This is a genomic window from Alphaproteobacteria bacterium (assembly GCA_040220875.1).
Taxonomy (GTDB): domain Bacteria; phylum Pseudomonadota; class Alphaproteobacteria; order JAVJVX01; family JAVJVX01; genus JAVJVX01.
In genome coordinates this window covers 246,148-268,852 of the sequence record JAVJVX010000009.1, presented here as the reverse complement: position 1 = coordinate 268,852, position 22,705 = coordinate 246,148, and the positions used below count along the sequence as shown (strand labels likewise).

The following is a 22,705-nucleotide window of genomic DNA, read 5'->3' as shown; positions in this document are numbered from 1 at the left end:
GTGGTGGGTAGGATCCCGATATGACTGACAAGACCGCCGCCCAGATACTGGATATGCCGCTCGCCGACGCCCTGGGCGAGCGGTACCTCACATACGCATTGTCCACAATTTTGGGGCGGTCCCTGCCGGACGTGCGCGACGGGCTCAAACCGGTGCACCGGCGCCTGCTGTTCGCCATGCGGCAACTGCGCCTCGACCCGGGGTCTGGTTTCAAAAAGTCCGCCCGGGTGGTCGGTGACGTAATCGGCAAGTTTCATCCCCACGGCGATGCGGCCGTTTATGACGCTCTGGTCCGCCTGGCGCAGCAATTCGCGGTCCGGTATCCGCTGATCGATGGGCAGGGCAATTTCGGCAACGTCGATGGCGATAACGCAGCGGCCATGCGTTATACCGAGGCGCGGCTCACCTCAGTCGCCCAGGCCCTGTTGGACGGGATTGACGAGGACACGGTCGATTTCCGGCCGACCTATGATGGCGAAGGGGAGGAGCCGCTTGTCCTTCCGGCCCGATTTCCAAACCTGCTGGCGAATGGCGCGACCGGAATCGCGGTCGGCATGGCCACCAGCATCCCGCCACATAACGCGGGCGAGATCTGCGCTGCCCTCCTGCACCTGATCAAAACCCCGCGGGCGACGATTGACAAGCTGGTGGACCTCATGCCGGGGCCCGATTTCCCGACCGGAGGCGTCCTGACGGAGGATCGCGAGACAATTGTTCAGGCATATTCCACGGGGCGCGGCAGTTTCCGTGTTCGCGCCCGCTACGAGGTGGAGCCGCTCAAGCATGGACAATACCAAATCGTGGTCACCGAGATTCCCTACCAGGTACAAAAGGCCCGACTGGTGGAACGAATCGCCGAGCTGCTTCACGCCAAGAAATTGGGGGCATTGCAGGACGTGCGAGACGAATCGGCCGAAGATATCCGTCTCGTTCTGGAGCCCCGGAACCGGAACGTGGAGCCGGAAATCCTGATGGAGTCCCTTTACCGGCAGACCGATCTGGAAAGCCGAATTTCCCTGAATATGAACGTACTGGACAATGGCAGCATCCCGCGAGTTATGAGCTTGCGCGAGGTTCTGCAGGCCTTTCTGGACCATAGACTTGACGTCATGGTGCGGCGGACCCGGTTTAGGCTCGAAAAAATTGCCCATCGGCTCGAGATTCTCGAGGGGTATCTGATTGTTTTCCGGAACCTCGATGCGGTCATCAGGATTATTCGGGACAACGACGAACCCAAGCCGCCGCTTATGAAGCGTTTCAAGCTCTCCGATGTGCAGGCGGAAGCGGTGCTTAACATGCGGCTCAGGGCACTGCGGAAACTTGAGGAAGAGTCCCTGCGGGAAGAGCATCGGACGCTGACGACGGAACAGAAATCTTTGCGCGGGCTGCTGCGTGACAAGAAGCGCAGGCTTGTGGCTCTTACGGAGGAAATCAAAGAGATCCGGAAATCTTTTGGGCCAGGGACACTGACGGGGGATCGCCGAACTGAAATTTCGGCCGCGCCGGACGATTTGGTCGTTCCCATTGAGACTGTCGTCGAGCGCGAACCGGTCACCGTGATCTGCTCTGAAAAAGGCTGGATCCGGGCCCTGAAAGGCCATGTGCAGGACATTGCCGCGCTTAAATTCAAGGAAGGCGACGAGGGGCGTTTTGTTCTTCCGGCCGAGACAACCGACAAGCTCCTCGTCTTCGCCACGAACGGCCGTTTTTACACCCTTCCGGTTGATCGGCTGCCTAGCGGGCGGGGCCATGGGGAGCCGGTCAAGCTGATGGTGGATTTCGGGGATGACGAGGATATTGTCTCGCTTCTTATCCATGAGCCCGAGCGACGGTTGCTGGTCGCGGCGGCCGACGGCCGGGGTTTCGTGGTTGAGGAAAAGGATGTCATGGCCCAGACAAGAAACGGAAAACAGATCCTGAACCTGTCGGCCGATACGCAGGCCCGGGTTTGTTGCCCCGTGGAGGGCGATAGCGTTGCCGTAATCGGGGAAAATCGGAAGCTTCTGGTTTTTCCCGTTTTGGAATTGCCCGTCATGGCCCGCGGGCGCGGGGTCCAGTTGCAGAAATACAAGGATGGCGGGCTTTCGGATAGCAAGACGTTCGACAAGGCGGACGGACTGTCGTGGCGCCTTGGCGATCGTGTGAGAACAGAAGCCGATATCCGGCCCTGGCAGGGGAAACGCGCCCAGGCGGGGCGGCTGGCCCCGCGCGGCTTCTCGAAAGATAACAAATTCTCATAAGAACCACGAAGAAGTCGGGGAAAAAGGGTGGGGGCCATACTCAAATTCGCGAATGCGGTCGACCGGCTGAATGCCGGGGTCGGCAAAGTCCTCTCGCTTGCCGTGCTGGCCATGGTTCTGATCGTATTTCTTATCGTCGTTCTGCGGTACGGGTTCAGTCTGGGTTGGGTCGCGCTGCAGGAATCCTATGTCTGGCTCCACGGGCTGATTTTCATGCTGGGGGCGGGGTTTACGTTGCAGCGGGACGGCCACGTGCGGGTCGATATTTTTTACCGCGGGCATTCAAGGAAATTTCGCGCCTGGGTGAACCTGGCCGGCACGGTTCTTTTTTTGATGCCGCTGGTGATCACTATCGCCTGGGTGTCGGTGCCGTACGCGGCCGACTCATGGGCACGACTTGAAGCTTCGCGGGAGGCCGGGGGCCTGCCCGGCCTTTTCGCGCTGAAATCGGCGATCCTCGTGTTCTGCGTTTTGTTCGGTCTTCAGGGACTGTCCCTCATGGCGCGGTCGGTGGCGACATTGTTCTCGGCCGGAACGGCCGAGGCTCCACCCCGGCCGGGCGAAGGCATCTAGGATGGGCCTGGAATCGGGCGCGATTGCGCTTGTCATGTTTGGCGTTACCTGCGGCTTCCTGTTGACAGGCTACCCTGTCGCCCTTGTTCTCGGCGGGGTCGCCCTCATCTTCGCCGGATTGGGTACACTGGGAGGCGTATTCGATCCGTTTCTGCTGGGTGGGCTGCCATCCCGTTACTTTGGCATCATGACGAACGAGGTTCTGGTCGCAGTACCGCTTTTCGTCTTCATGGGCGTCATGCTTGAACGCTCGAAAGTGGCCGAAGACCTTTTGCAGACGCTGGGGCTTCTCTTTGGCTCACTTTCCGGCGGGCTTGGAATTTCCGTTGTTCTCGTCGGCATGTTACTGGCGGCGAGTACCGGAATCGTCGGCGCAACAGTCGTCACCATGGGGCTTCTGAGCCTGCCCACGATGCTGAAAGCGGGCTATGACCCAAAGCTGGCAACCGGCGTCATCTGCGCATCCGGAACGCTGGGCCAGATCATACCGCCTTCCATTGTCCTGATTCTGCTGGGTGACATTCTTCAGGGGGCCTATGGAGATGCGCAGCGGGCACTTGGAAATTTCGCGCCCGAACCCGTCTCGGTCATGGATCTCTTTGCCGGTGCGATTTTCCCGGGCCTGATCTTGGCGGGCTTGTATATCGCCTGGCAGATCCTGATGGCCATTCTGCGGCCGCACTCCAGCCCGCCACTAGGCGGCGACCAGTCCGCCGGTTCCGTATGGCGGCAGGTGCTTAAGGCCCTGCTGCCGCCATTTCTTTTGATTCTGGCGGTGCTTGGCTCCATTCTGGCGGGCATTGCGACGCCGACAGAGTCCGCCGCTGTCGGCGGGATGGGAGCCATGCTGCTCGCTGCCCGGAGAGGGGCGCTGAACCGTCGGATTCTCTCGGAAGCCCTGTCGTCCACCGTCCAGATCACGACGATGGTCTTTGTCATCCTTCTCGGCGCATCGGTCTTTTCGCTGGTATTTCGAGGCTTCGGCGGGGACATCCTTATTCACGATCTGTTGTCGGACCTGCCCGGCGGTGCTTTTGGTGCCATGCTCGTCGTCATGGCCGTGATGTTTTTCCTCGGTTTCTTTCTCGACTTCATCGAAATCATTTTTGTGGTTGTGCCCATTGTAGGACCGGTCCTGTTGCAGATGGGACTGGACCCGGTCTGGCTCGGCGTGATGATCGCGATAAATCTGCAAACCAGTTTCCTGACACCGCCGTTTGGCTTTGCGCTTTTCTATCTTCGCGGAATCGCCCCGGATGAGGTGGCGACGCTCGATATTTACAAGGGGGTGCTGCCGTTCGTTGCCATGCAGGCTCTGGCGCTCGGGGCCGTCGCCTATTGGCCAGAATTGGCGACCTGGCTGCCGGCCAGGCTTTTCGACTAGCCGGCGGGGCTGATCATTTTCGAGCGAACATCAAGATAGGACTTGTTCGACAGATTGGACCAGGCAGACGCGGCTTTCAGGAAAGCCTCGATGCTGGTCAGAACCTCGTCGCTCATGGCATCCCGGCTGCGAATGTCACCTGTAACTTCCTTGGTCAGGCGGGCAAGTTCCTGCAGGACCTCATCGGGAAAATGCCGGAGCTGCACGCCGTGTCTGGACGTCAGAACATTGAGTGCAGCGTTATTTCGCGCGGTGAATTCGCTGACCATGGTGCCGTTCGCCGCGCGGCAGCAGGCGGCCACGATCTCCTGGAGATCGTTGGGCAATTCCTCCCAACGCTCGAGATTGATAAAGCAATCGATACAGGCCGCCGGCTCATGCCAGCCCGGATAGTAGTAGTAGTCCGCCCCCTGATAGAGGCCGAAGGCAAGGTCGTTATAGGGGCCCACCCATTCGAGGGCATCGATGGCGCCCGATTTGATCGAGGTGAGGAGTGCCCCGCCCGGGATATTCACCACATTCACCCCGGCGGAACGCATGACTTCTCCGCCGAGGCCGGGAATACGCATTTTCAAGCCCTTCAGGTCGTCGATGGAACTTATTTCGACGTTGAACCAGCCGCCCATCTGCGCCGTGGTATTGCCGGCGCTGAAGAACTTGCAGCCGAACCCCCGATAAATCTTGTCCGCCAGCTCCTGACCACCACCAAATTCGTACCAGGCGTTCTGCTCCTGTACCGTGAAGCCGAATGGCACGGCCGACAAGAACTGGGTGGCCTCGGCCTTGCCCTTCCAATAATAGGGGCCGCCGTGTCCGAGATCGGCCGTCCCGTTCGCCACGGCGTCCATTGCCTCGAAAGCGGGGACGAGCTCGCCTGCCCCGTAGACGGTGACCTGCAGCCGCCCGCCGGACGTCCTGTTGATCAGATCGGCAAGATGGGCGGCGCCGGCTCCCAGACCCGGAAAGCCCTTGGGCCAGGTGGTCACCATCCGCCAGCGGATCGTATCACTGGCGATGGCCGGGGCGGGGAGCGTGGAAGCGGCCGCGAGCGCGGCCGAGCTGCCGGCAACTGTTTTCAGGAAGTCACGCCGCCTGGTGCGCGTGCGGGATGCGTTACTCATGCTCTTTCCGTGTAGTCCTCTGAGGCCGTGACAGTGGCACCCATCCTTCCTGAGTGTACCGTTCGAGCGGCTGAAAGCGAGCCTTATAGGACATCCTTGGTGAATCCGCGATCCAGTATCCGAGGTAAATATAGGGAAGCCTTTCCCGGCGGGCAAAATCGACCAGCCAGAGAATGGTATAGGTGCCGAGACTCCGCTTCTCGAGAGCCGGATCAAAGAAGCTGTAGACGGCGGAGAAGCCGTCATCCAGACAGTCGACAAGTTTAGCTGCGACGAGGCGGCCTTCCGGATTGCGGAATTCGACGATGGTGGAATGGACAGGCGATTTTTCGACCATATCGCGATATTCCACCCATTCCATCGCAGCCATATCCCCGTCCTCGTGACGCGCGTCGAGATAGGCTTTGAACAGACGGTATTGTTCCTCGGTCGCGGAGGCCGTTCGCATGGACACGCCGATATCGCCGTTTCGACGGATGATCCGGCGGAAGGAGCGTGAAAAGCGGAAATGATTCGCGGCGATCCGGACCGGCACACAGGCATCGCAGGCCGGGCAATGGGGCCGATAGACAACCGCCTGGCTGCGGCGGAACCCCGCCCTGTTCAGATTGTCATAGGCCTGCTTTGCCGTCCGGCGATCGAGTTTCGCAAAAACGCGACTTTCCCGCTTTCCCTCAAGATAGGGGCACGGCATGGTTCCGGTCTGAAAAAGCGTGAGGCGCATGGGCGTGGGTTCCCGGCGCGGCGACGCCGCCCGTCGGTTCGGTGGTGGCTCGGACCTGGGGATTTTGCTGGACGGCAAGCGGCGCGACAAGGGGGAATGCCGATCGCCGGCGCCCCCGAATCCGCGGTCTGGCTGTCCCGTCAGTCCGGGGTCGGCCTGGGGGGCTGTACCATGATCGGTCGCAGGTCGGCCTGCGCCCCGGCCTCGACGGCGGACATGCTCGTCTCCGATTTTCGAAGGAGGACGATGCTGATGCGCCGATTGCGCGGAGATTCGGGGTCTTCCGGGAGCAACGGCTCCTGATCCGCCTTGCCCGTGACATAGGCGATCCTGGATCTGGGCACCCCAAAATCGAGGAGCGCCCGACGGCTTGCATTCGCACGATCCGTCGAAAGCTCCCAGTTGCTGTACCCCGAATTGGACATATAGGGGATGCCGTCGGTATGGCCCGTGATCGATATACCGTTCGACATCGACATTATGACCTTGCCAATCTGTTGCAGAAGCTGGCGGGTATGGTCGTACATCTTGGCGCTGCCGAGAGGGAACATCGACAGGCGGTCCTGATCGACGATCTGGATTCTCAGCCCTTCCGGCGTCTGGTCGATGATCAGATTCTCGCTCAGGTCACGTAATTCAGGAACCTCCTGGATAGCCTGACGCAATTTTTCTTCGGCAATTTCAAATTCGGTCCTTTCCTTCTCCGCCACGAGTTCGGCAAGCGTCTGTTCGTCGAGGGTTTTTTCATCGACTGCCGCGCCGGTGTCGCCGAGCGCTGTTTCTTCGATCGCCGGCTCTTTATCGGTCTCGGTGCTCTCTGCGACAGGATCGATCTCGGGGTCCACGCCGAGAGGTTCTTCGGAGATATTTGATTTTTTGGCTTCGGCCAGATCATCAGCGTCGGACTGCGGGCTCGTGATCGAAGGGACGGTCACGGAGAACATGGGTTCGGTCGGCGTTGCAGTCATCGGACCCGGTGAGATGGCGGACTGCCCTTCCAGCATGCCCTGGCCGCCAGTATTCGAGGTATTGACGCCCACGACGGGGGAAAAGTAATCGGCGATCCCTTTTTTCTGCTCGTCCGTCGTGACGTTGAGAAGCCACAAGAGCAGGAAGAAGGCCATCATCGCGGTCACGAAATCAGCATAAGCGACCTTCCACGCACCACCATGGTGGCCGTCATGCCCGCCACCCTTCTTTTTCTTGATGATGATGACGCCTTCATTCGCCATGGGATGAGCCGTCCCTTAGGTGGCGGATGGAAGTTCATCGACGGCCTGTTCCACCTCGTAAAAAGTGGGACGCACGTCGGTCAGCAGGGCCTTTCTGGCGAACTCGACGGCAATCTGTGGTGCGTAGCCCTCGACATAGGCAAGGAGTCCCGCGCGGATGCATTCGTAGTATTTCGTTTCAGCATCGTAGACGGCCTTCAGCGAGGAGGCCGTGGGACCGACGAAGCCGTAAGCGAGGAACACGCCCAGGAACGTCCCGACGAGGGCGCCGGCGATGGCCTTGCCGAGAACTTCAGGTGGCTCCGAGATAAGGCCCATCGTCTTGATCACGCCAAGCACGGCCGCGACGATCCCAAGGGCGGGTAGCGCATCCGCGACGGCCTGGACGGCCGAGGAAACCTGGTTCGATTCATGATGATGCGTCTCGATCTCCTCGGTCATGAGGTCCTCAAGGGAATGTTTGTTTTCGGTCCCCAGAGTAATCATTCGCAAATAGTCGCAGAGAAAAGTGACCGCATGGTGGTTCTTGTGGAATTTTGGAAACTGCGCGAACAGTTCGCTTTCATCGGGATTCTCGACATGAGGCTCCAGAGCGAGCGGCCCTTTCGACTTGGCCAGCTTGAAAACCATGTAAAGCAGGCTGAGGAGTTCGAGATACGCGGCCTTGTCGTAGGGACTTCCCTTCAGCAGTGTCCCGACCGCGCCGAAGCATCGTTTTATAACGGGCAGGGGGTTGGCAATGATGAAGGCCCCCAGCGCGGCCCCGCAGATGATGACCACTTCAAAGGGCTGCCAGAGGATGTCGAGGTGGCCACCGACGCCGAGGTACCCCCCGATGACGCAGCTAGCCACGATGATGGCGCCGATTATTACGAACATGCCCGCCGAACGCACAGAGAATTGCTGTTATCGGAACCAGTTATCGTGGAACTAGGTTAACAAGCAGTTAGGGAAGCGCCTGGGATCGCAGCCAAGTAAGGCCGCGGGGCCTAGTTTTTCCGCCGATCGGGGGCGGGCTGCAGAATGAGCCGGTCGCCGTCTCGCGCCGCAAGGGGCCGAATTTTGACGTAGCCGCCATCCCGCCAGGGTGCGGCAAGGTCCATATAATGCGCCGAAAGCACGTGGCCGGATTGTCCCGGCGTGGCGATGAAGAGGGACTCGTCGAGGTTCGACAAATCGAAAACGGCACGCATGCCGGGGCCGTGAATATGGGTAAAGGGACGCGCGGGATCGGAGAACCTGGTTGTGCCTCGGTTGATGGTGTCGTCATTCCCGTCTGTCGATATTTCTTCCCCGGAAAGCCATCCGAGCACTGGTAAATGCGAAAGAATCGGGTGATCGAACGCCACTTCGTGCACCCGCCCCCAGGTCCATGCCGACATGTCCGAACCCAGATTCTCGCGAAGGTTTTCGATCGTCCGCCGGAAAGACATACTCACGATTTCGGCGCAGGTCTCCGCATACGGGGTGGTGACATCGTCACACCAGGCCGGGTTGGTCTGCAATGTATTGAGCAGGAACAGGTAGCGGGGCGCCCAGTACCTCGGAAACTGATCACGCAGTTCGTCACGATAAAGGCTGCGTCCCAGTTCGCGCACCCAGGCTGTAAAGACCAGCGCCTCGACGCTCTCACGCGACATTTCGCCATCCCAGCCCTGCAGGCGCTGAAGCAACTCGCGGTGCCCGAAATCCGAAGGAATCATGCCCGTCATGAGAGGTGCCAGCCGTCGGGCCGACAGGGACAGGGTGTCGCGCTGCATGGCGACGCTATGGGCAGGGGACATCCGGCTTTCGCTCGCCAACAAATCGCTGATCCGTTGTGCCCGAAACGGCGCCGGCCAGTCACGTGTGAGGAAATGGGGGTAATCGGGCGGTACGATCCGGTTGTTGGCGGCCAGGATCTGGCCGGATTTCGGGTTATAAGCTCGGGGTAGGTCCTCGAACGGGATGAAGCCGCTCCAGCCGTACTCGCCGGTCCAGCCCGGCGTGGGAACGAGGCCCAGGCCCTTCTTGCGAATCGGAACGCGCGCGGCCGCAATGAAGCCGATATTGCCCGCGACATCAGCATAGACGAAATTCTGATGCGGCGCGTGGAACTGGCGCAGGCTGTCCTGGAATTCCGTCCAACTTCCAGCCCTGTTGAGTTTCATGAAGGCTTCGGCGCTTTCGTCGTCGGTGCGCAAATTCGGGTCTGCGAGAGCGATTGCGAAGCCCGCGCCGGTCGCGGCATTCGGGATGATGTCGGAGATGATCGGGCCGTGACGGGAACTGCGAACCGTCATCCTGACCGGTGGCTGGCCACGCACCTCGATGATTTCCTCGTGCGTGCGAAAAGGGGCCGCGCCGGTTTCGGTCAGGTAATGATCAGGCTGATCCGGGTCAAGTTTCTCGATCACGAGGTCCTGGGTATCGCTGTGCGTCGTGGTTAGTCCCCAGGCGATGGATCCATTATGGCCGACGATGTGAAAGGGCACCCCGGGGGCCGTCGCCCCCACAAGTGACAGGCCGGGCGCGTGGAGGCGGGCGAGATACCATGTGCCGGGCACGCCCAGTTGAAGATGAGGATCATTTGCCAGGATTGGCATCCCCGTTTCGCTTCGGGTTCCGGCGATCACCCAGCTGTTCGAAGCGGAGCGGCGCGTTGCGAATTCATCGGGGACAGCCTCTGCCAGTTTTCCAACCAGGGCTGAAACGTTGGCCTGATCCGATCCATCCAGACCGTCTGTCCGGAAATCGCCATGGCTGGCCTGCTGGGTGGTAATCGGCGCGTCTTCCGGGTAAGCCGGCCAGAGTTCGGCTATCTGAGCGGGGTTGAGCCATTGCGCAAGCTCGGTCCGCATCAGTTCCTCGCGCCAGTTCCCGGACAGCCGCATGTTCATCACGCGGCCCCATACCAGGGAATCCGCCGGACGCCACGGTTCGGGCGAGTAGCGCAGGATTTGAAATGCCGGCGGCAGCGGTCCGTCCCGATACTCGAGATACGCGTTGACGCCGGCGGTATAGGCATCAACGATTTCGCGCAGCCGCGGAGAAGCCTGCCGGTACGCCTCGCGAGCCAGACCGGCGAGACCGAGCGTCCTGGTAAACCGGTCCGAAGGGAGTCCGGGCTCACCGATAACCTCGGCCAGCCGGCCATTGCCCAACCGGCGCATGAAATCCATTTGCCACAGCCTGTCCTGAGCGTGGACGTAGCCGAGCGCGTAGACCGCGTCTCTCTGACTTGCGGCATCGATCCGCGGAATCCCGACCTCATCGCGCGTTATCACAACCTCTGCGGTGAGGCCGGGAAGCGAGACCGTGCCCGAGGTCCGGGGCAGGGACAGAAAAAACAGGCCATAGACGGCGACCGCCACCAGCGCCGCGCCGGTGCCAGCGCCAACAACCGTCCATTTCAGCCAGGCAGGTAGCTTTTTCATCAGGTTCGAATCTTTTGCGCGAAGGCTTCTATCGCGCGTCTAGCCGGTCTTGAGTCTGGCTGCGACGGCCGGCGCGCCATAAGTGAAGACGGCGGCCGCGCCGGCCCGCTTGAAGCCCTGCAGAGTTTCGATCAATGCGGCGTCGCCATCAAGCCACCCTTTTTCCTGCGCCGCCATCAGGGCCGCGTATTCACCGCTTACCTGATATGCCAGCACCGGGACCGGGAAAGCGGCCCGAATCCGGCTCAGAATATCGAGATACGGCGTGCCGGGCTTGACCAGGACCATATCGGCGCCTTCGGCCAGGTCCAGCGCGACCTCGCGAAGCGCCTCGTCCCCGTTGGCCGGGTCCATCTGATAGGTTCTCTTGTCTGCCTGGCCCAGGGCCGAAGCGGAGCCGATAGCCTCCCGGAAGGGTCCATAAAACGCCGAGGCATATTTGGCCGCATAGGAGAGAATGCCGGTGCTCTCGTGCCCCTTTTCATCGAGCGCCTGCCGGATCGCTCCGACGCGCCCGTCCATCATGTCGGACGGGGCCACGATATCGGCGCCGGCTGCCGCGAGGAGACAGGCCTGCGCGGTCAGGCGGGCCACTGTGGCATCGTTGGCGACCAGACCGTTCCGAATCAGGCCGTCCTGCCCATGGCTGGTATAGGGATCAAGCGCCACGTCGCAAATGAGCCCGATATTGGTGCCCGCCGATTTGAGGGCGGACACCGCCCGGCAGATGAGGTTATCCGGCCGCAGCGCTTCATCCCCGTCGTCGGTTTTTAGGGCCGGGTCGACCTGCGGAAATAGCGCAATCGCCGGAATACCGGCCTCCTCTGCTCTCGCCGCCTCGTCCAGCAGGATGTCGATGGTCAACCGGTCGACACCCGGCATCGACGTCACGGGCTCGCGACGACCTTCACCCTCGATGACGAAAACCGGCCAGACAAGGTCACTGGCGGATAGACTGGTTTCCGCGACAAGCCGCCGATTCCAGTCGCTTTGCCGGTTCCGGCGCAGGCGGGTGGCCGGGTATCGCCCCAACTCACCAGCAAATTTTGTCCAATTCATGATGGTCTGTCGCGGCCGACGAGGCGGCCGTTCCCTGGATCAAAGACGCGCCACTCTTGGGCAATATTCGCCGTAATTCAAGGGCTTCAAAACCATGCCTTCCGAGGCCCGCGAAATGTCGGAGACAATTTAAACTGAAACTTAATAAATGGCGATTACCGTCTGAGTATCGGGAAAAATACGTGACAGTCTGAGAGTATTACCTTGGAACAGACCTATCTAGAGATCATTGGCACGATCGAACGGCTTCACCGTCAGTTCCTCGAAGTGGTGAAGCACGAGCTCGACCGGATGGGCGTTGAAGACATCAACAACATCCAGACCCTCATCCTGTTCAACATCGGACGTGATGAGGTGACCGTGGGCGAGTTGACGGCACGGGGCTATTATCTCGGTTCGAACGTCTCCTATAACCTGAAGAAAATGGTGGAATCAGGATACCTGGAGCAGAAGCGATCGACCCATGATCGCCGGTCCGTGCGGGTGAGCGCGTCCCAGAAGGGTCGGGATCTGTGCGTTCAGGTGGCGGACATGTATAAACGCCACGTCGAGCGGCTGCCGGAAGAGAATATCGGGCAGGAAGATCTCCGGACGGCGACCGAGACCCTGAAGGGGCTCGGCCGGTTCTGGATCGAGGAAGCGCGCGAAGTGAGCGCAGTCGTGCCATTCCCCAAGATGACCGCCTGAGGCACTCCGGCCGCGGCTTAGGCCGGCCACTCGCCGGCAAGCCACCCCACATTGACAGCGCCCCGGCCCCGGGAAGATAGTGCTCCGGAGCTTGGGGCCATGGGCGCATACTTTCGAGACCTTTATCAGGATTATTGCCGCCGTCGGCGTGAAGACGGCCTGAGTCGCAGCATCCGGGCCTTCGGTCCCGTACGCGCCGGCCGCAGCCAGGCCGGTGCACGCGAACTCCTGAACTTTTCCTCCAATGACTATCTCGGCCTCGCGACGCATCCCGAACTGGCAGCGCGCGCGGCCCTGTGGGCGCAGCGTTGGGGCGCCGGCGCCGGTGCCTCGCGGCTTGTGACCGGGACTTTTGATGCGCATCTGGCGGTCGAGCGCAAGCTTGCTAACCTCAAGCAGACGGAGGCAGCACTCGTCTTTCCCGCCGGGTTTCAGGCCAATGTCTCGGTTCTGGCCGCCCTGCTGGATCGCCGAATACTCGGACTCGAACCGCTGGTTTTCGCCGATCGCCTGAATCATGCCAGCCTGCATCTTGGCTGCCAGGCGGCCGGCGCCCGACAACGGCGCTATCGGCATAATGATTTGGCGCATCTCGAATCTTTGCTGGCGGCAGCGGATCATGAAAAGCGGCCGAAATTCATCCTGACTGAATCGGTTTTCAGCATGGACGGCGATCGGGCCGACATTGCCCGTCTGGCGGCGCTGGCCGCGCGCCATAACGCCCTGCTTTATGTCGACGAGGCGCACGCCACGGGGGTATTGGGTCCTGGTGGGGGCGGGCTGACGGCCGGGATATCAGCCGATCATCTCCTGGCGATGGGAACCTTCAGCAAGGCCTTGGGCGGTATGGGCGCCTATGTCGCTGGCCCGCAGGACCTGATCGATTTTCTTGTGCAAACGGCCGCCGGTTTTGTCTATTCGACGGCCGTGGCGCCCCCGGTCCTCGGTATGATGGATGCTGCTCTGGATCTCATGCCGGCGATGGAGGGTGCCCGAGCGGAACTGGCGCGGAGCGCCGATCGCCTGCGGGCCGCATTTCAGGCCGCGGGTTTCGGGACGGGAGCATCCGACACTCAAATCGTGCCATTGATTTTGGGGCCGAGCGCGCGGGCGCAGGCGTTCGCCCGGGCCCTCGAAGAAGCGGGCATCCTTGGGGTTGCGATCCGCCCACCGACGGTTCCTCAAGGGCAAGCGCGCGTGCGATTCGCTGTAACGGCGGCACATGGCGAGGCGGATCTGGATCGTCTGATCACATGCATTGCAAGGCTCGGCCGTAACCGGGTGGCGGCCGAATGAGCGAACGGCGAATGGCGGACAAATGCCGAGGGCGTATCCGTTCGGCGTTTGATGGCGCGGCGGATAGTTACGATTCCGAAGCCCGCCTCCAGCGCCTGCTTGCCCGGCGCCTGGGAGCCCTCGTGTCAAAACTCCCCCTTCGCGAGAATCCGCGGATGCTCGAATTAGGGTGTGGCACAGGACTCTTGACTCGGGAATTGTTGCGGAGAAATCCCTCGGCTTCGCTGCTGGCAACCGATCTGGCGCCCGGCATGGTCGGGGCTTGCCGGAAGAGAGTCGGGGGCCTCGCGGAGACGGCGCAGGGTTGCGTGCAATTCGCTGTCATGGATGGAGAAGCTCTTTCCATTGATGGCCGGTTCGATCTGATTGCCGCCGGCATGGTCGCGCAATGGTTCAGCCGTCCGGTTGACGGTTTGCGCGCTGCCGCACGGGCACTGGAGCCGGAGGGATATCTGGTCTTCTCCCTTCTTGGCGCGGGGACTTTCAGGGAATGGGCGGATCTCGTGCGGCAGGCGGGGGGCGAGCCACGTGTCCGGCAATTTCCCGCACCCGCGGATTTTGTCGTCTCTGATTGGGGCAAGGCGTGGTGCCGGGTTTCTGCTGAGACTCATGTGGTCAACTACCGCTCGCCTGCAGAATTTCTGCGCAGCCTGCGCCGGATCGGGGCCGGTACCGGGCGGGAGAATATTCCGCCCCTCGACCGGCACCGGGCCAGACAGGTGTTGGAACGGGGCCGCGCCCAGGTTCCATTTCAGCAGAGCTACGAAGTAATAGTCGGCCTCATCGGCGGTGAGGGCGCGCCCGCTCCGGACTGTGGCATTCTGTCGGAGCTCGGGCGCAAGCCGGCCGCCTGGCGCGGCGGACAGGCGCGCCCATGACGTCTCGCGGATATTTCGTGACCGGAACCGATACGGATGTGGGCAAGACGGTCGTGTCCGCGATTCTTTGCCGGGCCCTCGGGGCGGGATATTGGAAACCCGTTCAGGCGGGACTTCAGCCGGCGACGGATGTCCAGACGGTTAAACAATTGGCCGGCGGGAGCATGGGGCCGATCTTTCCTTCCCGCCATGTTCTCCGGCAACCGCGCTCGCCTCATGAAGCGGCGGCCGCGGAGGGCGTCTCGATCGATCTGAGCGATTTCAAGCTGCCGGAATCGACCGGACCGCTCGTCGTCGAAGGTGCCGGCGGCGCCCTGGTGCCTTTGAACGGGCATGCGGTCATGGCAGATCTCATGAAATCACTGGGGCTGCCGGTTGTGGTTGTGGCGCGGACGACGCTTGGCACGATCAATCACACTTGCCTGACGGTCGAGGCGCTGCGAGGGCGTGGCATTCGGCTGGCGGGGCTAGTCATGAACGGCGAACCAGATGCGGAAAATCGGAAGGCACTCGTGCATTACGCGCGGGCGCCTGTCCTGCTCGATGTGCCGCGGTTCGAACGGCTCGACGGCAATGTCATAGAAGCCTGGCTGGCGAGTTTGCCAGTCAGGAATTTCATTCAATCGAGCAAGAGCGACGAAATATGACAGGCGAAAGCGTCAGAGATCTGGACAAACACGTATGGCACCCGTTTACGCAGGCGCAAACCGCCGTGGAGCCGCTGGAGATTGTTGCCGGCGCGGGTGTGGAGCTGACTGATCGCCAGGGACGTGTCTACCTCGACCTCATTTCAAGCTGGTGGGTGACGCTACATGGCCACGGGCGGTCGGAGATCGCCGACGCGATCTCGAAGCAGGCCCGGGTTCTGGAACATGTCATCTTCGCGGATGTCATCCACGCGCCCGCTTTGCAATTGGCGGAACGGCTGACAGCACTTTTGCCCGGGCCGCTCAGCCGCGTTTTCTATTCGGATAATGGCTCGACCGCTGTCGAAGTCGCACTGAAGATGGCGCGGCAATACTGGTTCAACCAGGGGGTTCCTAAGAAATCCCGCTATATTGCGTTCGAGGGGGGGTATCACGGCGACACGCTGGGCGCGATGTCCGTCGGCAGCAGCTCGGGGTTTTATGCGCCATTCGAGGATATGCTGCTGCCGGTTTCCTTCGTTCCGTATCCGGAGACCTGGGCCGGTGACCTTGAGGCGGAGGAAAAAGAGCGCGCGGCGCTGGCGGCTCTGGAGAGGCTTCTTGCCCGAAACGGGCCAGAAACAGCCGCGATTATCATCGAGCCCCTGGTGCAGGGGGCCGCCGGCATGCGCATGTCGCGGCCAGCCTTCGTGGACGAAGTGGTCAGGCTGGCGCATCACCATGATGTCCTTGTCATCTTTGACGAGGTCATGACCGGGTTCGGCCGGACCGGCACGATGTTCGCCTGCAACCAGACAGCCGAATCCCCGGACATCATCTGTCTTTCAAAAGGTATAACCGGAGGTTCACTGCCGTTAGCGGCGACGGTAAGCAGCGAGGCGATATACGGCGCATTCCTGGGACAAAGCTTTGATCGCGCGTTTGCTCATGGTCACTCCTACACGGCCAACCCGTTGGGATGTGCCGCCGGGCTGGCGAGCCTGGATATATTCGGGGCGGACGCAACCTTGAGCCGGATCGGGGAAATCGAGGAGCGGCTGCACGAGGGGGTGACTGCCTTGCAGGGCCATCCAAAGGTTGAAAAAGGACGGGTAACCGGCGCCATCGCCGCATTCGACCTGGTTGCGGGCGACACGGGCTATACCTCGGCCGTGGGGCCGAAGCTGAAGCGGTTTTTCCTGGATAATGGCTTGTTGCTGCGCCCGCTCGGAAACGTGGTCTATCTGTTGCCGCCGTATTGTGTATCGGATCGAGAGCTGGATCAGGCCTTCGAGATCATTGGGCAGGCTTTTGACCGGATCGTACTGTGACGGGCAGCCCCTAGCGGTGTTGCGGAATGGCGTCAGGAAATTAAGAGTATTTTAAACATGTTCCTGAAGGCTCTGCCACCATCGCAAGAGCCCCCGTGTCGACCCGGGCTGCCCCCAAGAGATCGCGCATGTCCGGACAAGAGGTCATCATCGAATTCTACCCGGTCGGGAACGCCGTCAAGGTCAGTGCGGTCGATCCGGTTACCCTGACAGAAGTCTGCATTGTCGGTGACCCGCGACTTGGTGAGGATATGCTGTCGCGGACTGCGATCCGTAAGCTCAACTACGTTCTTTCGCGAAAGCGCGACGGCCTGGACTGACGCCGGGCGCCGGTTGCAACGCGGGCCGCAGACCGGGCCATCGCTTGTGCAATCCCGTCGGCCATGGTCTATTCGTGCCGCGTTTCCATCCGCCTGGGGAAGCTAAAAGGGGGCAGCATGCGGGCGAGTCGGCCGGCAATCATCATACTTCTTGGTCTGGTCGCAGTGATCTGGGGTGTATCCGCCTTTGGCGCGGAAGGCGTCGTTTCGCTCGACGACCGGATCAACAACGTGCTTGGCCCCGTCTCCGACGCTGTGGCCGGTGTCGTCTTCTATTCGGTACCGTTCGCGGGCTCGGATCTCAAGCTGATCGTCGTGTGGCTCATCGTGTCGGCGGTTATTTTCACCGTCTACCTGCGCTTCATCAATATCTGGGGGTTTCCCCACGCTTTCCGTGTGGTGGCTGGTCGGGCCAAGAAAGAGGAGGGGTCTGACGGCGGCGGGGGCGAAATCACGCATTTCCAGGCCTTGACGGCCGCGTTGTCGGGCACGGTCGGTCTGGGGAACATCGCCGGCGTGGCGGTCGCTATAGCACTTGGGGGGCCCGGCGCCGCGTTCTGGATGACGGTTGCCGGCTTTTTTGGCATGGCGTCCAAATTTGTCGAATGTTCACTCGGCCTCAAATATCGGGTCATTCACGATGACGGCTCGGTCTCGGGCGGGCCGATGTACTATTTGAGCCGGGGGTTGGCCGAAATCGGCCTGCCGCGGTTGGGGAAGTTTCTGGCGGTCTTTTTTGCGCTTATGTGCATGGGCGGTGCGGTGGGTGCCGGCAACATGTTTCAGGCGAACCAGGCCTACCAGCAATTTGTGAATGCGACCGGCGGCGAAGCCAGCGTGCTTTACAATCAGGGCTGGTTGTTCGGGCTGATCATGGCGGCGTTGGTGGGGCTGGTGATCATCGGCGGGATACGTTCCATCGCCCAGGTGACGGAGCGACTGGTTCCGCTTATGGGCATCGTCTATCTCATTGCGGGGCTTGTCGTGCTGATCTCGTTGGCTGATCACTTGCCATGGGCCGTGATGCACATCGTGACGGAGGCCTTCACGCCTGCTGCCGGGTTCGGAGGCATGGTGGGAGTCCTCATCGTAGGTTTTCAGCGTGCCGCGTTTTCGAATGAGGCGGGGATCGGCTCCGCACCTATCGCCTACGCCTCGGTCAGGACGCGTGACCCGTTGTCCGTCGGCTATGTTTCTCTTCTCGAGCCCTTTATCGACACTATCGTGATCTGCAACCTGACGGCCCTGGTCATTGTCGTTTCCGGCGTTTATGCCGATGGCAGCGATTTGAATGGCGTGAGGCTGACTTCCGCGGCGTTCGAATCGGCCATTTCCTGGTTTCCCTACGTGCTGGCTTTGGCGGTAGGCCTGTTCGCCTTTTCCACCATTATCACCTGGTCGTATTACGGGCTGAAATCCTGGGCCTACCTTGTCGGAAATACGCCCTTTTCCGACCACCTGTTCAAGGTAATGTTCTGCAGTTTCACGGTTATCGGCGCCGCCATGTCGCTGGACAAGGTCGTCCAGTTCTCGGATGCCATGATTTTCACCATGGCGTTCCCCAATGTGATCGGCATGTATTTATTGGCCCGCCATATCAAGCGTGACCTGTTCCGGCCGGAGGGCGAAGGCGACGAGAGCCGCCGGCAGCCTTAAGCTTTCGGGCCTGTCCGGCGGGATTTGGTTTCTCCCGGCTTGCGCCCGAGGCCGATTTTCTTGGCAAAAACCGAGCGCTGCGCGGCATAATTCGGGGCCACCATGGGGTAGTCCGCCGGCAGGCCCCATTTCTCCCGATATTGCTCGGGGGACAGGCCGTAGGCCGTGCGCAGGTGTCTTTTCAACATCTTCAGCTTCCTGCCGTCCTCCAGACAAATGATGTGATCGGGCGTAATGGATTTTCGAATCGGGACCGCCGGCTTTTTCTTGCCGGCGCGTGCCGCGTCCGCGGATTTTTTATCGTTCAGCTCGGACAGGGTGCGGTAGACCGTGTCGATGACGCGCGGCAACTCGGCCGAGCCAAGATTGTTGAATGATGCGTAGGCCGTGACGATTCGCGTTGCCATCTTGAGCAAGTCGTCGTGGGACGGTTTTTCCTGTGCCATCTTCTTCTCAGCTCAAGGTCGATTGCTTATTGTTTGTTTTATCCGCTGCAAGGCCAAAAGACTTTTGTCCGACAGTTCTTGATTGTCGATTTTTTTGATTGGTCCGCGCAGCGAAACCCGTTTTATTTGTTTTTTTCCATGATTACAGGGCATTTGACGAGAAGGGCCTGGATTTACTGAAACTTCATTTAAGCATTTGTTGTGCGCCGGGAGCAATCACCCAGTTTTGGGGCATTCCGGCCGATTTCCGGCATTCCGCCAGACCTAGTGGCAGGCTGGTGCCGGGGAACGAGATTTGGTATCGTGCCGCTCCCATTTTTGACGGATTCTCAGAAAACTGGCCATGGCCCCCGAACGCATCCTGGTAGCGGCAGATCATGCCGGTTTTCCGCTGAAACAGAGGCTTTCGGCGCGGCTGGACCAAGCAGGCTACGAGGTCGTGGATCTGGGGACCGACGGCGAGGAATCGGTGGATTATCCCGATTTTGGCGCAGCCCTGGCGGCCGCGCTTGGCGACGGCAAGGCTTCGCGCGGGGTTGTCATTTGCGGCACGGGAATAGGCATCTCCATTGCCGTGAACCGTTTCCCCTGGGTCCGTGCTGCGCTGTGCCATGACGGGCTCTCGGCCCGTTTCGCACGGCAGCACAATGACGCCAATGTCCTGGCCCTGGGGGCACGGCTGATCGGAGAGGAAACCGCCTGGGATTGTCTCACGCAGTTTCTTGCCACGCCGTTCGAGGGGGGGCGGCACGAAAACCGGGTAGCCAAGCTCTCGGCCCTGAACAATTCGGAGTGAAGGAAGATACCTGAAATGACAGTAGCCAGCAGCAGGGGCGAATCTCCCTTCGACCCTGATTTCTTCGACGCGCCCCTGGCGGCCCGGGACCCGGCGATCAAGGAGATCATCGAGGCCGAGCTGCGACGCCAGCAGGACGGAATTGAACTGATTGCGTCCGAAAACATTGTTTCCCGCGCGGTTCTTGAAGCGATGGGGTCCGTCCTTACCAACAAATACGCCGAAGGCTATCCGGGCCGGCGGTATTATGGCGGTTGCGAGGAGGTGGACCGGGCCGAACAGTTGGCGATAGACCGGGCAACCCGGCTGTTTGGCTGCGGATTTGCGAACGTCCAGCCCCATTCGGGCTCGCAGGCAAATCAGGCGGTCTTCCTGGCCCTGCTCAAGCCCGGAGATTCGATCCTCGGCATGTCGCTCGCCGCCGGTGGCCACCTGACACATGGGGCGCGTCCCAATCTTTCGGGCAAGTGGTTCGAGGCGCATCAGTATGGCGTGCGGCGCGAGGATGCACTGATTGATTTTGATGAAGTGGAAGAACTGGCCCGGACACACAAGCCCCGCATTATCATTGCCGGCGGATCAGCCTATCCGCGCATCATAGATTTCGCCCGGTTCCGGCAGATTGCGGATGAGGTTGGCGCATATCTCATGGTCGATATGGCGCATTTCGCGGGGCTTGTCGCCGGCGGCGTTCATCCCAGCCCATTTCCTCACGCCCATGTGGTCACGACGACGACCCACAAAACGCTGCGCGGTCCACGTGCCGGTATGGTTCTGACGAACGACGAGGAAATCGCCAAAAAAATAAATTCGGCAGTCTTTCCCGGCCTGCAGGGTGGTCCGCTGATGCATATCATCGCTGCCAAAGCGGTTGCCTTTGGTGAAGCGCTCGAGCCTGCTTTCCGGAACTACGCGGCCGCGATTGTTGAAAACGCGCAAACGCTGGCCACGACGCTGAAAGGGGCGGGTTGCGAAATCGTTTCCGGGGGCACCGACACGCATCTGATGCTGGTCGACCTTCGGCCCAAGGGGCTCACGGGCCGCGTGGCGGAGGCCAGCCTGGAGAAGGCGGCCATCACCTGCAACAAGAACGGCATACCGTTCGATCCGGAAAAACCCGCCGTGACCTCGGGAGTCCGGCTTGGGGCGCCGGCCGCGACAACCCGGGGCTTCGGCACAACAGAGTTCCGCCGCGTGGGCGAGCTTATTGCGGAAGTGTTGGACGGATGCGCTGCGAATCCGGAAGATAACGGCAAGGTCGAAGCAAAAGTGAGAGAACAGGTAATCGCGCTGTGTCGTCGGTTTCCGATTTATCAGGGCCTGAACTAGAAATTCGATGGGGGAGTTAGGCGGGGAATGAAGTGCCCTTTTTGCGGTAGCGAAGATACTCAGGTAAAGGATTCGCGCCCGGCCGAGGACGGTGCCGCCATCAGGCGTCGCCGCCACTGTGCCAACTGCGGTGCCAGATTCACGACGTTTGAACGGATTCAGCTTCGTGAATTGATGGTCATCAAGAAAAACGGTCGCCGTGCGCCATTCGACAGGGACAAGCTGTACCGGTCGATGGAAACGGCCCTGAGAAAGCGGCAGATCGAGCCGGAAAAAATCGAGCGGGCTGTCAGCGGCATCGTTCGACGTCTGGAAAGCATGGGCGAGTCCGACATCGCGTCCGACGTTATCGGCGAAATGGTGATGGATGCCCTGCGCAGCATAGATCAGGTGGCCTATGTGAGATTTGCCTCCGTGTATCGAAATTTCCACGAAGCCAGCGACTTCGAGGATTTCGTCGGGCAATTGGGGTCAAGTGACAAGCCCGTTGACTGACACGGATTTCATGCGGGCTGCCCTCAGTCTCGCTCGCCGCTCTCTCGGGCGGACAGGCCCCAACCCTGCCGTCGGCTGTGTCATCGCCCGCGACGGCGTACCGGTCGGACGGGGATGGACCCAGCCGGGGGGCCGCCCCCATGCGGAGACCGAAGCGCTGAAGAGGGCGGGGGCGGAGGCAAAGGGGGCAACGGCCTATGTGACTCTCGAGCCCTGCGCCCATCACGGCAAGACGCCACCCTGCGCCGACGCGCTGATCGAGGCCGGAATCGCGCGCGTTGTCATCCCGTTCGAGGATCCGGATCCTCGTGTGGCGGGAAAAGGGCTCCTCAGGCTGGCCGAAGCGGGGATTGCGACAACCAAGGGAGTTCTTGATACCGAAGCGCGGGAGGTCAATTGCGGCTTTCTCAAACGGATCCAAAGGGGGCTTCCCTTCGTAAACCTGAAACTGGCGACGACGCTGGATGGGCGGATCGCAACTGAAAGTGGGAAGAGCCGCTGGATCACCGGACCGCTTGCACGTTTACACGTTCACCGGATGCGGGCGGAGTTCGATGCCGTAATGATCGGAGCGGGGACTGCCATCCAGGACAATCCGGATTTGACGTGCCGCCTTCCGGGCATGGCCGCTTACTCTCCCGTGCGTATCGTGGTTGACAGCCGCCTTTCATTGCCGCTCACGCATAACCTGGTGCGAACCGCGCATGAGATCCCCACCTGGATCCTGTCACTTGGCGAGGCCGACAGCGACCGGCGGGCGGCTTTTGTGGATCAGGGCGTCGAGATCATCCTGTGCGGGCGCGGCCGGGAAGGCTCTGTCGACTTGAAGGATGGCTTGAAGGAAATCGCGGGGCGTGGCATTTCCCGCCTTCTTGTGGAAGGGGGCGGCCAATTGGCTGCAGGGCTGCTGAGAGGGGGGCTGGTCGATGCACTCTCATGGTTTCACGCACCCGGGATCATGGGAGAAGACGGGATCCCGGCGGTCAGCGGGCTGGGTGTCGAACTGATCGAGAATATGCCGCGTTTTCGACGCCAGGCCTGCCAGAAAATGGCCGAGGATATGCTGACAACCTACGTGCGCGACTGATTGAGAACC

General features: G+C 60.9%; 21 protein-coding genes. 14 read left to right on the top strand and 7 right to left on the bottom strand.

What is annotated here, in order from left to right:
* Positions 1–20: 20 nt before the first annotated feature.
* From parC to RLQ26_10830, 3 genes are read left to right on the top strand one after another with little or no spacing between them, the layout of a single operon-like run.
* Positions 21–2,240 carry a DNA topoisomerase IV subunit A gene (parC, locus tag RLQ26_10840; protein ID MEQ9089220.1) on the top strand — a complete coding sequence of 740 codons (2,220 nt, stop codon included), beginning with the start codon at positions 21–23 and terminating at the stop codon, positions 2,238–2,240.
* Positions 2,241–2,267: 27 nt separating this feature from the next.
* Positions 2,268–2,813, top strand: coding sequence for a TRAP transporter small permease subunit (locus tag RLQ26_10835; GenBank protein MEQ9089219.1), 546 nt, complete (start codon positions 2,268–2,270; stop codon positions 2,811–2,813).
* A 1-nt stretch (position 2,814) separates the two neighbouring features.
* The gene (locus tag RLQ26_10830; GenBank protein ID MEQ9089218.1) at positions 2,815–4,197 is read left to right on the top strand and encodes a TRAP transporter large permease subunit; all 1,383 of its coding nucleotides are present in this window, start codon (positions 2,815–2,817) and stop codon (positions 4,195–4,197) included.
* Here RLQ26_10830 and RLQ26_10825 read toward each other — a convergent pair.
* The 6 genes from RLQ26_10825 to hemB form a co-directional block, all read right to left on the bottom strand.
* A complete protein-coding gene (locus RLQ26_10825) occupies positions 4,194–5,318 on the bottom strand; it encodes a TRAP transporter substrate-binding protein (GenBank protein ID MEQ9089217.1) in 1,125 nt (374 codons plus the stop codon). The two genes, RLQ26_10830 and RLQ26_10825, sit on opposite strands and share 4 nt — an antisense overlap.
* Entirely contained in the window at positions 5,311–6,042 is a 732-nt protein-coding gene (locus RLQ26_10820; protein MEQ9089216.1) for an arginyltransferase, read from the bottom strand. The genes RLQ26_10825 and RLQ26_10820 overlap by 8 nt, the downstream gene beginning before the upstream one ends.
* A gap of 140 nt (positions 6,043–6,182) precedes the next feature.
* The gene (locus RLQ26_10815) at positions 6,183–7,274 is read right to left on the bottom strand and encodes a flagellar motor protein MotB (protein ID MEQ9089215.1); all 1,092 of its coding nucleotides are present in this window, start codon (positions 7,272–7,274) and stop codon (positions 6,183–6,185) included.
* Between the two features lie 15 nt (positions 7,275–7,289).
* Positions 7,290–8,153, bottom strand: coding sequence for a flagellar motor stator protein MotA (motA, locus tag RLQ26_10810; GenBank protein ID MEQ9089214.1), 864 nt, complete (start codon positions 8,151–8,153; stop codon positions 7,290–7,292).
* A gap of 110 nt (positions 8,154–8,263) precedes the next feature.
* Entirely contained in the window at positions 8,264–10,690 is a 2,427-nt protein-coding gene (locus tag RLQ26_10805) for a penicillin acylase family protein (protein ID MEQ9089213.1), read from the bottom strand.
* 39 nt (positions 10,691–10,729) lie between these two features.
* A complete protein-coding gene (hemB, locus tag RLQ26_10800; protein MEQ9089212.1) occupies positions 10,730–11,749 on the bottom strand; it encodes a porphobilinogen synthase in 1,020 nt (339 codons plus the stop codon).
* 204 nt (positions 11,750–11,953) lie between these two features.
* Between hemB and RLQ26_10795 the strand changes: the two genes are divergently transcribed.
* The 7 genes from RLQ26_10795 to RLQ26_10765 all read left to right on the top strand — a co-directional run bounded on the left by RLQ26_10795 (position 11,954) and on the right by RLQ26_10765 (position 18,543).
* Positions 11,954–12,436, top strand: a complete 483-nt coding sequence (locus tag RLQ26_10795) for a MarR family winged helix-turn-helix transcriptional regulator (protein ID MEQ9089211.1) — start codon at positions 11,954–11,956, stop codon at positions 12,434–12,436.
* A gap of 99 nt (positions 12,437–12,535) precedes the next feature.
* On the top strand, positions 12,536–13,732 hold the full coding sequence (locus tag RLQ26_10790; GenBank protein MEQ9089210.1) for an 8-amino-7-oxononanoate synthase: 1,197 nt from the start codon (positions 12,536–12,538) through the stop codon (positions 13,730–13,732).
* Positions 13,729–14,610, top strand: coding sequence for a methyltransferase domain-containing protein (locus RLQ26_10785; protein MEQ9089209.1), 882 nt, complete (start codon positions 13,729–13,731; stop codon positions 14,608–14,610). Before RLQ26_10790 ends, RLQ26_10785 begins: the two co-directional genes overlap by 4 nt.
* Entirely contained in the window at positions 14,607–15,257 is a 651-nt protein-coding gene (gene bioD, locus RLQ26_10780) for a dethiobiotin synthase (GenBank protein MEQ9089208.1), read from the top strand. Before RLQ26_10785 ends, bioD begins: the two co-directional genes overlap by 4 nt.
* On the top strand, positions 15,254–16,567 hold the full coding sequence (gene bioA, locus RLQ26_10775; GenBank protein ID MEQ9089207.1) for an adenosylmethionine--8-amino-7-oxononanoate transaminase: 1,314 nt from the start codon (positions 15,254–15,256) through the stop codon (positions 16,565–16,567). The genes bioD and bioA overlap by 4 nt, the downstream gene beginning before the upstream one ends.
* Positions 16,568–16,695: 128 nt before the next feature.
* Positions 16,696–16,887: a hypothetical protein gene (locus tag RLQ26_10770; protein MEQ9089206.1), complete on the top strand. Its 192-nt coding sequence runs from the start codon at positions 16,696–16,698 to the stop codon at positions 16,885–16,887.
* A 117-nt stretch (positions 16,888–17,004) separates the two neighbouring features.
* On the top strand, positions 17,005–18,543 hold the full coding sequence (locus tag RLQ26_10765) for an alanine/glycine:cation symporter family protein (protein MEQ9089205.1): 1,539 nt from the start codon (positions 17,005–17,007) through the stop codon (positions 18,541–18,543).
* On the opposite strand, the gene RLQ26_10760 is transcribed toward RLQ26_10765, so the two are convergent.
* Positions 18,540–18,989 (bottom strand): MucR family transcriptional regulator, encoded by a 450-nt coding sequence (locus RLQ26_10760; protein MEQ9089204.1) that lies wholly within the window; start codon positions 18,987–18,989, stop codon positions 18,540–18,542. The genes RLQ26_10765 and RLQ26_10760 overlap by 4 nt on opposite strands.
* A 343-nt stretch (positions 18,990–19,332) precedes the next feature.
* Between RLQ26_10760 and rpiB the strand changes: the two genes are divergently transcribed.
* Genes rpiB through ribD form a run of 4 tightly spaced genes read left to right on the top strand, consistent with a single transcriptional unit; the run spans position 19,333 to position 22,696 of the window.
* Positions 19,333–19,785 (top strand): ribose 5-phosphate isomerase B, encoded by a 453-nt coding sequence (rpiB, locus tag RLQ26_10755; protein ID MEQ9089203.1) that lies wholly within the window; start codon positions 19,333–19,335, stop codon positions 19,783–19,785.
* 15 nt (positions 19,786–19,800) lie between these two features.
* Positions 19,801–21,114, top strand: a complete 1,314-nt coding sequence (gene glyA / locus RLQ26_10750; GenBank protein MEQ9089202.1) for a serine hydroxymethyltransferase — start codon at positions 19,801–19,803, stop codon at positions 21,112–21,114.
* A 27-nt stretch (positions 21,115–21,141) separates the two neighbouring features.
* Positions 21,142–21,609, top strand: a complete 468-nt coding sequence (gene nrdR, locus RLQ26_10745) for a transcriptional regulator NrdR (GenBank protein ID MEQ9089201.1) — start codon at positions 21,142–21,144, stop codon at positions 21,607–21,609.
* Positions 21,602–22,696: a bifunctional diaminohydroxyphosphoribosylaminopyrimidine deaminase/5-amino-6-(5-phosphoribosylamino)uracil reductase RibD gene (gene ribD, locus RLQ26_10740; GenBank protein MEQ9089200.1), complete on the top strand. Its 1,095-nt coding sequence runs from the start codon at positions 21,602–21,604 to the stop codon at positions 22,694–22,696. Before nrdR ends, ribD begins: the two co-directional genes overlap by 8 nt.
* Positions 22,697–22,705: the final 9 nt, after the last annotated feature.

Coding starts and splice junctions, on each gene's coding strand:
- RLQ26_10760 (MEQ9089204.1), bottom strand. CDS start 18,989: ATGGCACAGGAAAAACCGTCCCACGACGACTTGCTCAAGATGGCAACG.
- rpiB (MEQ9089203.1), top strand. CDS start 19,333: ATGGCCCCCGAACGCATCCTGGTAGCGGCAGATCATGCCGGTTTTCCG.
- RLQ26_10820 (MEQ9089216.1), bottom strand. CDS start 6,042: ATGCGCCTCACGCTTTTTCAGACCGGAACCATGCCGTGCCCCTATCTT.
- nrdR (MEQ9089201.1), top strand. CDS start 21,142: ATGAAGTGCCCTTTTTGCGGTAGCGAAGATACTCAGGTAAAGGATTCG.
- glyA (MEQ9089202.1), top strand. CDS start 19,801: ATGACAGTAGCCAGCAGCAGGGGCGAATCTCCCTTCGACCCTGATTTC.
- RLQ26_10825 (MEQ9089217.1), bottom strand. CDS start 5,318: ATGAGTAACGCATCCCGCACGCGCACCAGGCGGCGTGACTTCCTGAAA.
- RLQ26_10765 (MEQ9089205.1), top strand. CDS start 17,005: ATGCGGGCGAGTCGGCCGGCAATCATCATACTTCTTGGTCTGGTCGCA.
- RLQ26_10805 (MEQ9089213.1), bottom strand. CDS start 10,690: ATGAAAAAGCTACCTGCCTGGCTGAAATGGACGGTTGTTGGCGCTGGC.
- hemB (MEQ9089212.1), bottom strand. CDS start 11,749: ATGAATTGGACAAAATTTGCTGGTGAGTTGGGGCGATACCCGGCCACC.
- RLQ26_10830 (MEQ9089218.1), top strand. CDS start 2,815: ATGGGCCTGGAATCGGGCGCGATTGCGCTTGTCATGTTTGGCGTTACC.
- bioA (MEQ9089207.1), top strand. CDS start 15,254: ATGACAGGCGAAAGCGTCAGAGATCTGGACAAACACGTATGGCACCCG.
- RLQ26_10785 (MEQ9089209.1), top strand. CDS start 13,729: ATGAGCGAACGGCGAATGGCGGACAAATGCCGAGGGCGTATCCGTTCG.
- bioD (MEQ9089208.1), top strand. CDS start 14,607: ATGACGTCTCGCGGATATTTCGTGACCGGAACCGATACGGATGTGGGC.
- parC (MEQ9089220.1), top strand. CDS start 21: ATGACTGACAAGACCGCCGCCCAGATACTGGATATGCCGCTCGCCGAC.
- motA (MEQ9089214.1), bottom strand. CDS start 8,153: ATGTTCGTAATAATCGGCGCCATCATCGTGGCTAGCTGCGTCATCGGG.
- RLQ26_10815 (MEQ9089215.1), bottom strand. CDS start 7,274: ATGGCGAATGAAGGCGTCATCATCATCAAGAAAAAGAAGGGTGGCGGG.
- RLQ26_10770 (MEQ9089206.1), top strand. CDS start 16,696: ATGTCCGGACAAGAGGTCATCATCGAATTCTACCCGGTCGGGAACGCC.
- RLQ26_10790 (MEQ9089210.1), top strand. CDS start 12,536: ATGGGCGCATACTTTCGAGACCTTTATCAGGATTATTGCCGCCGTCGG.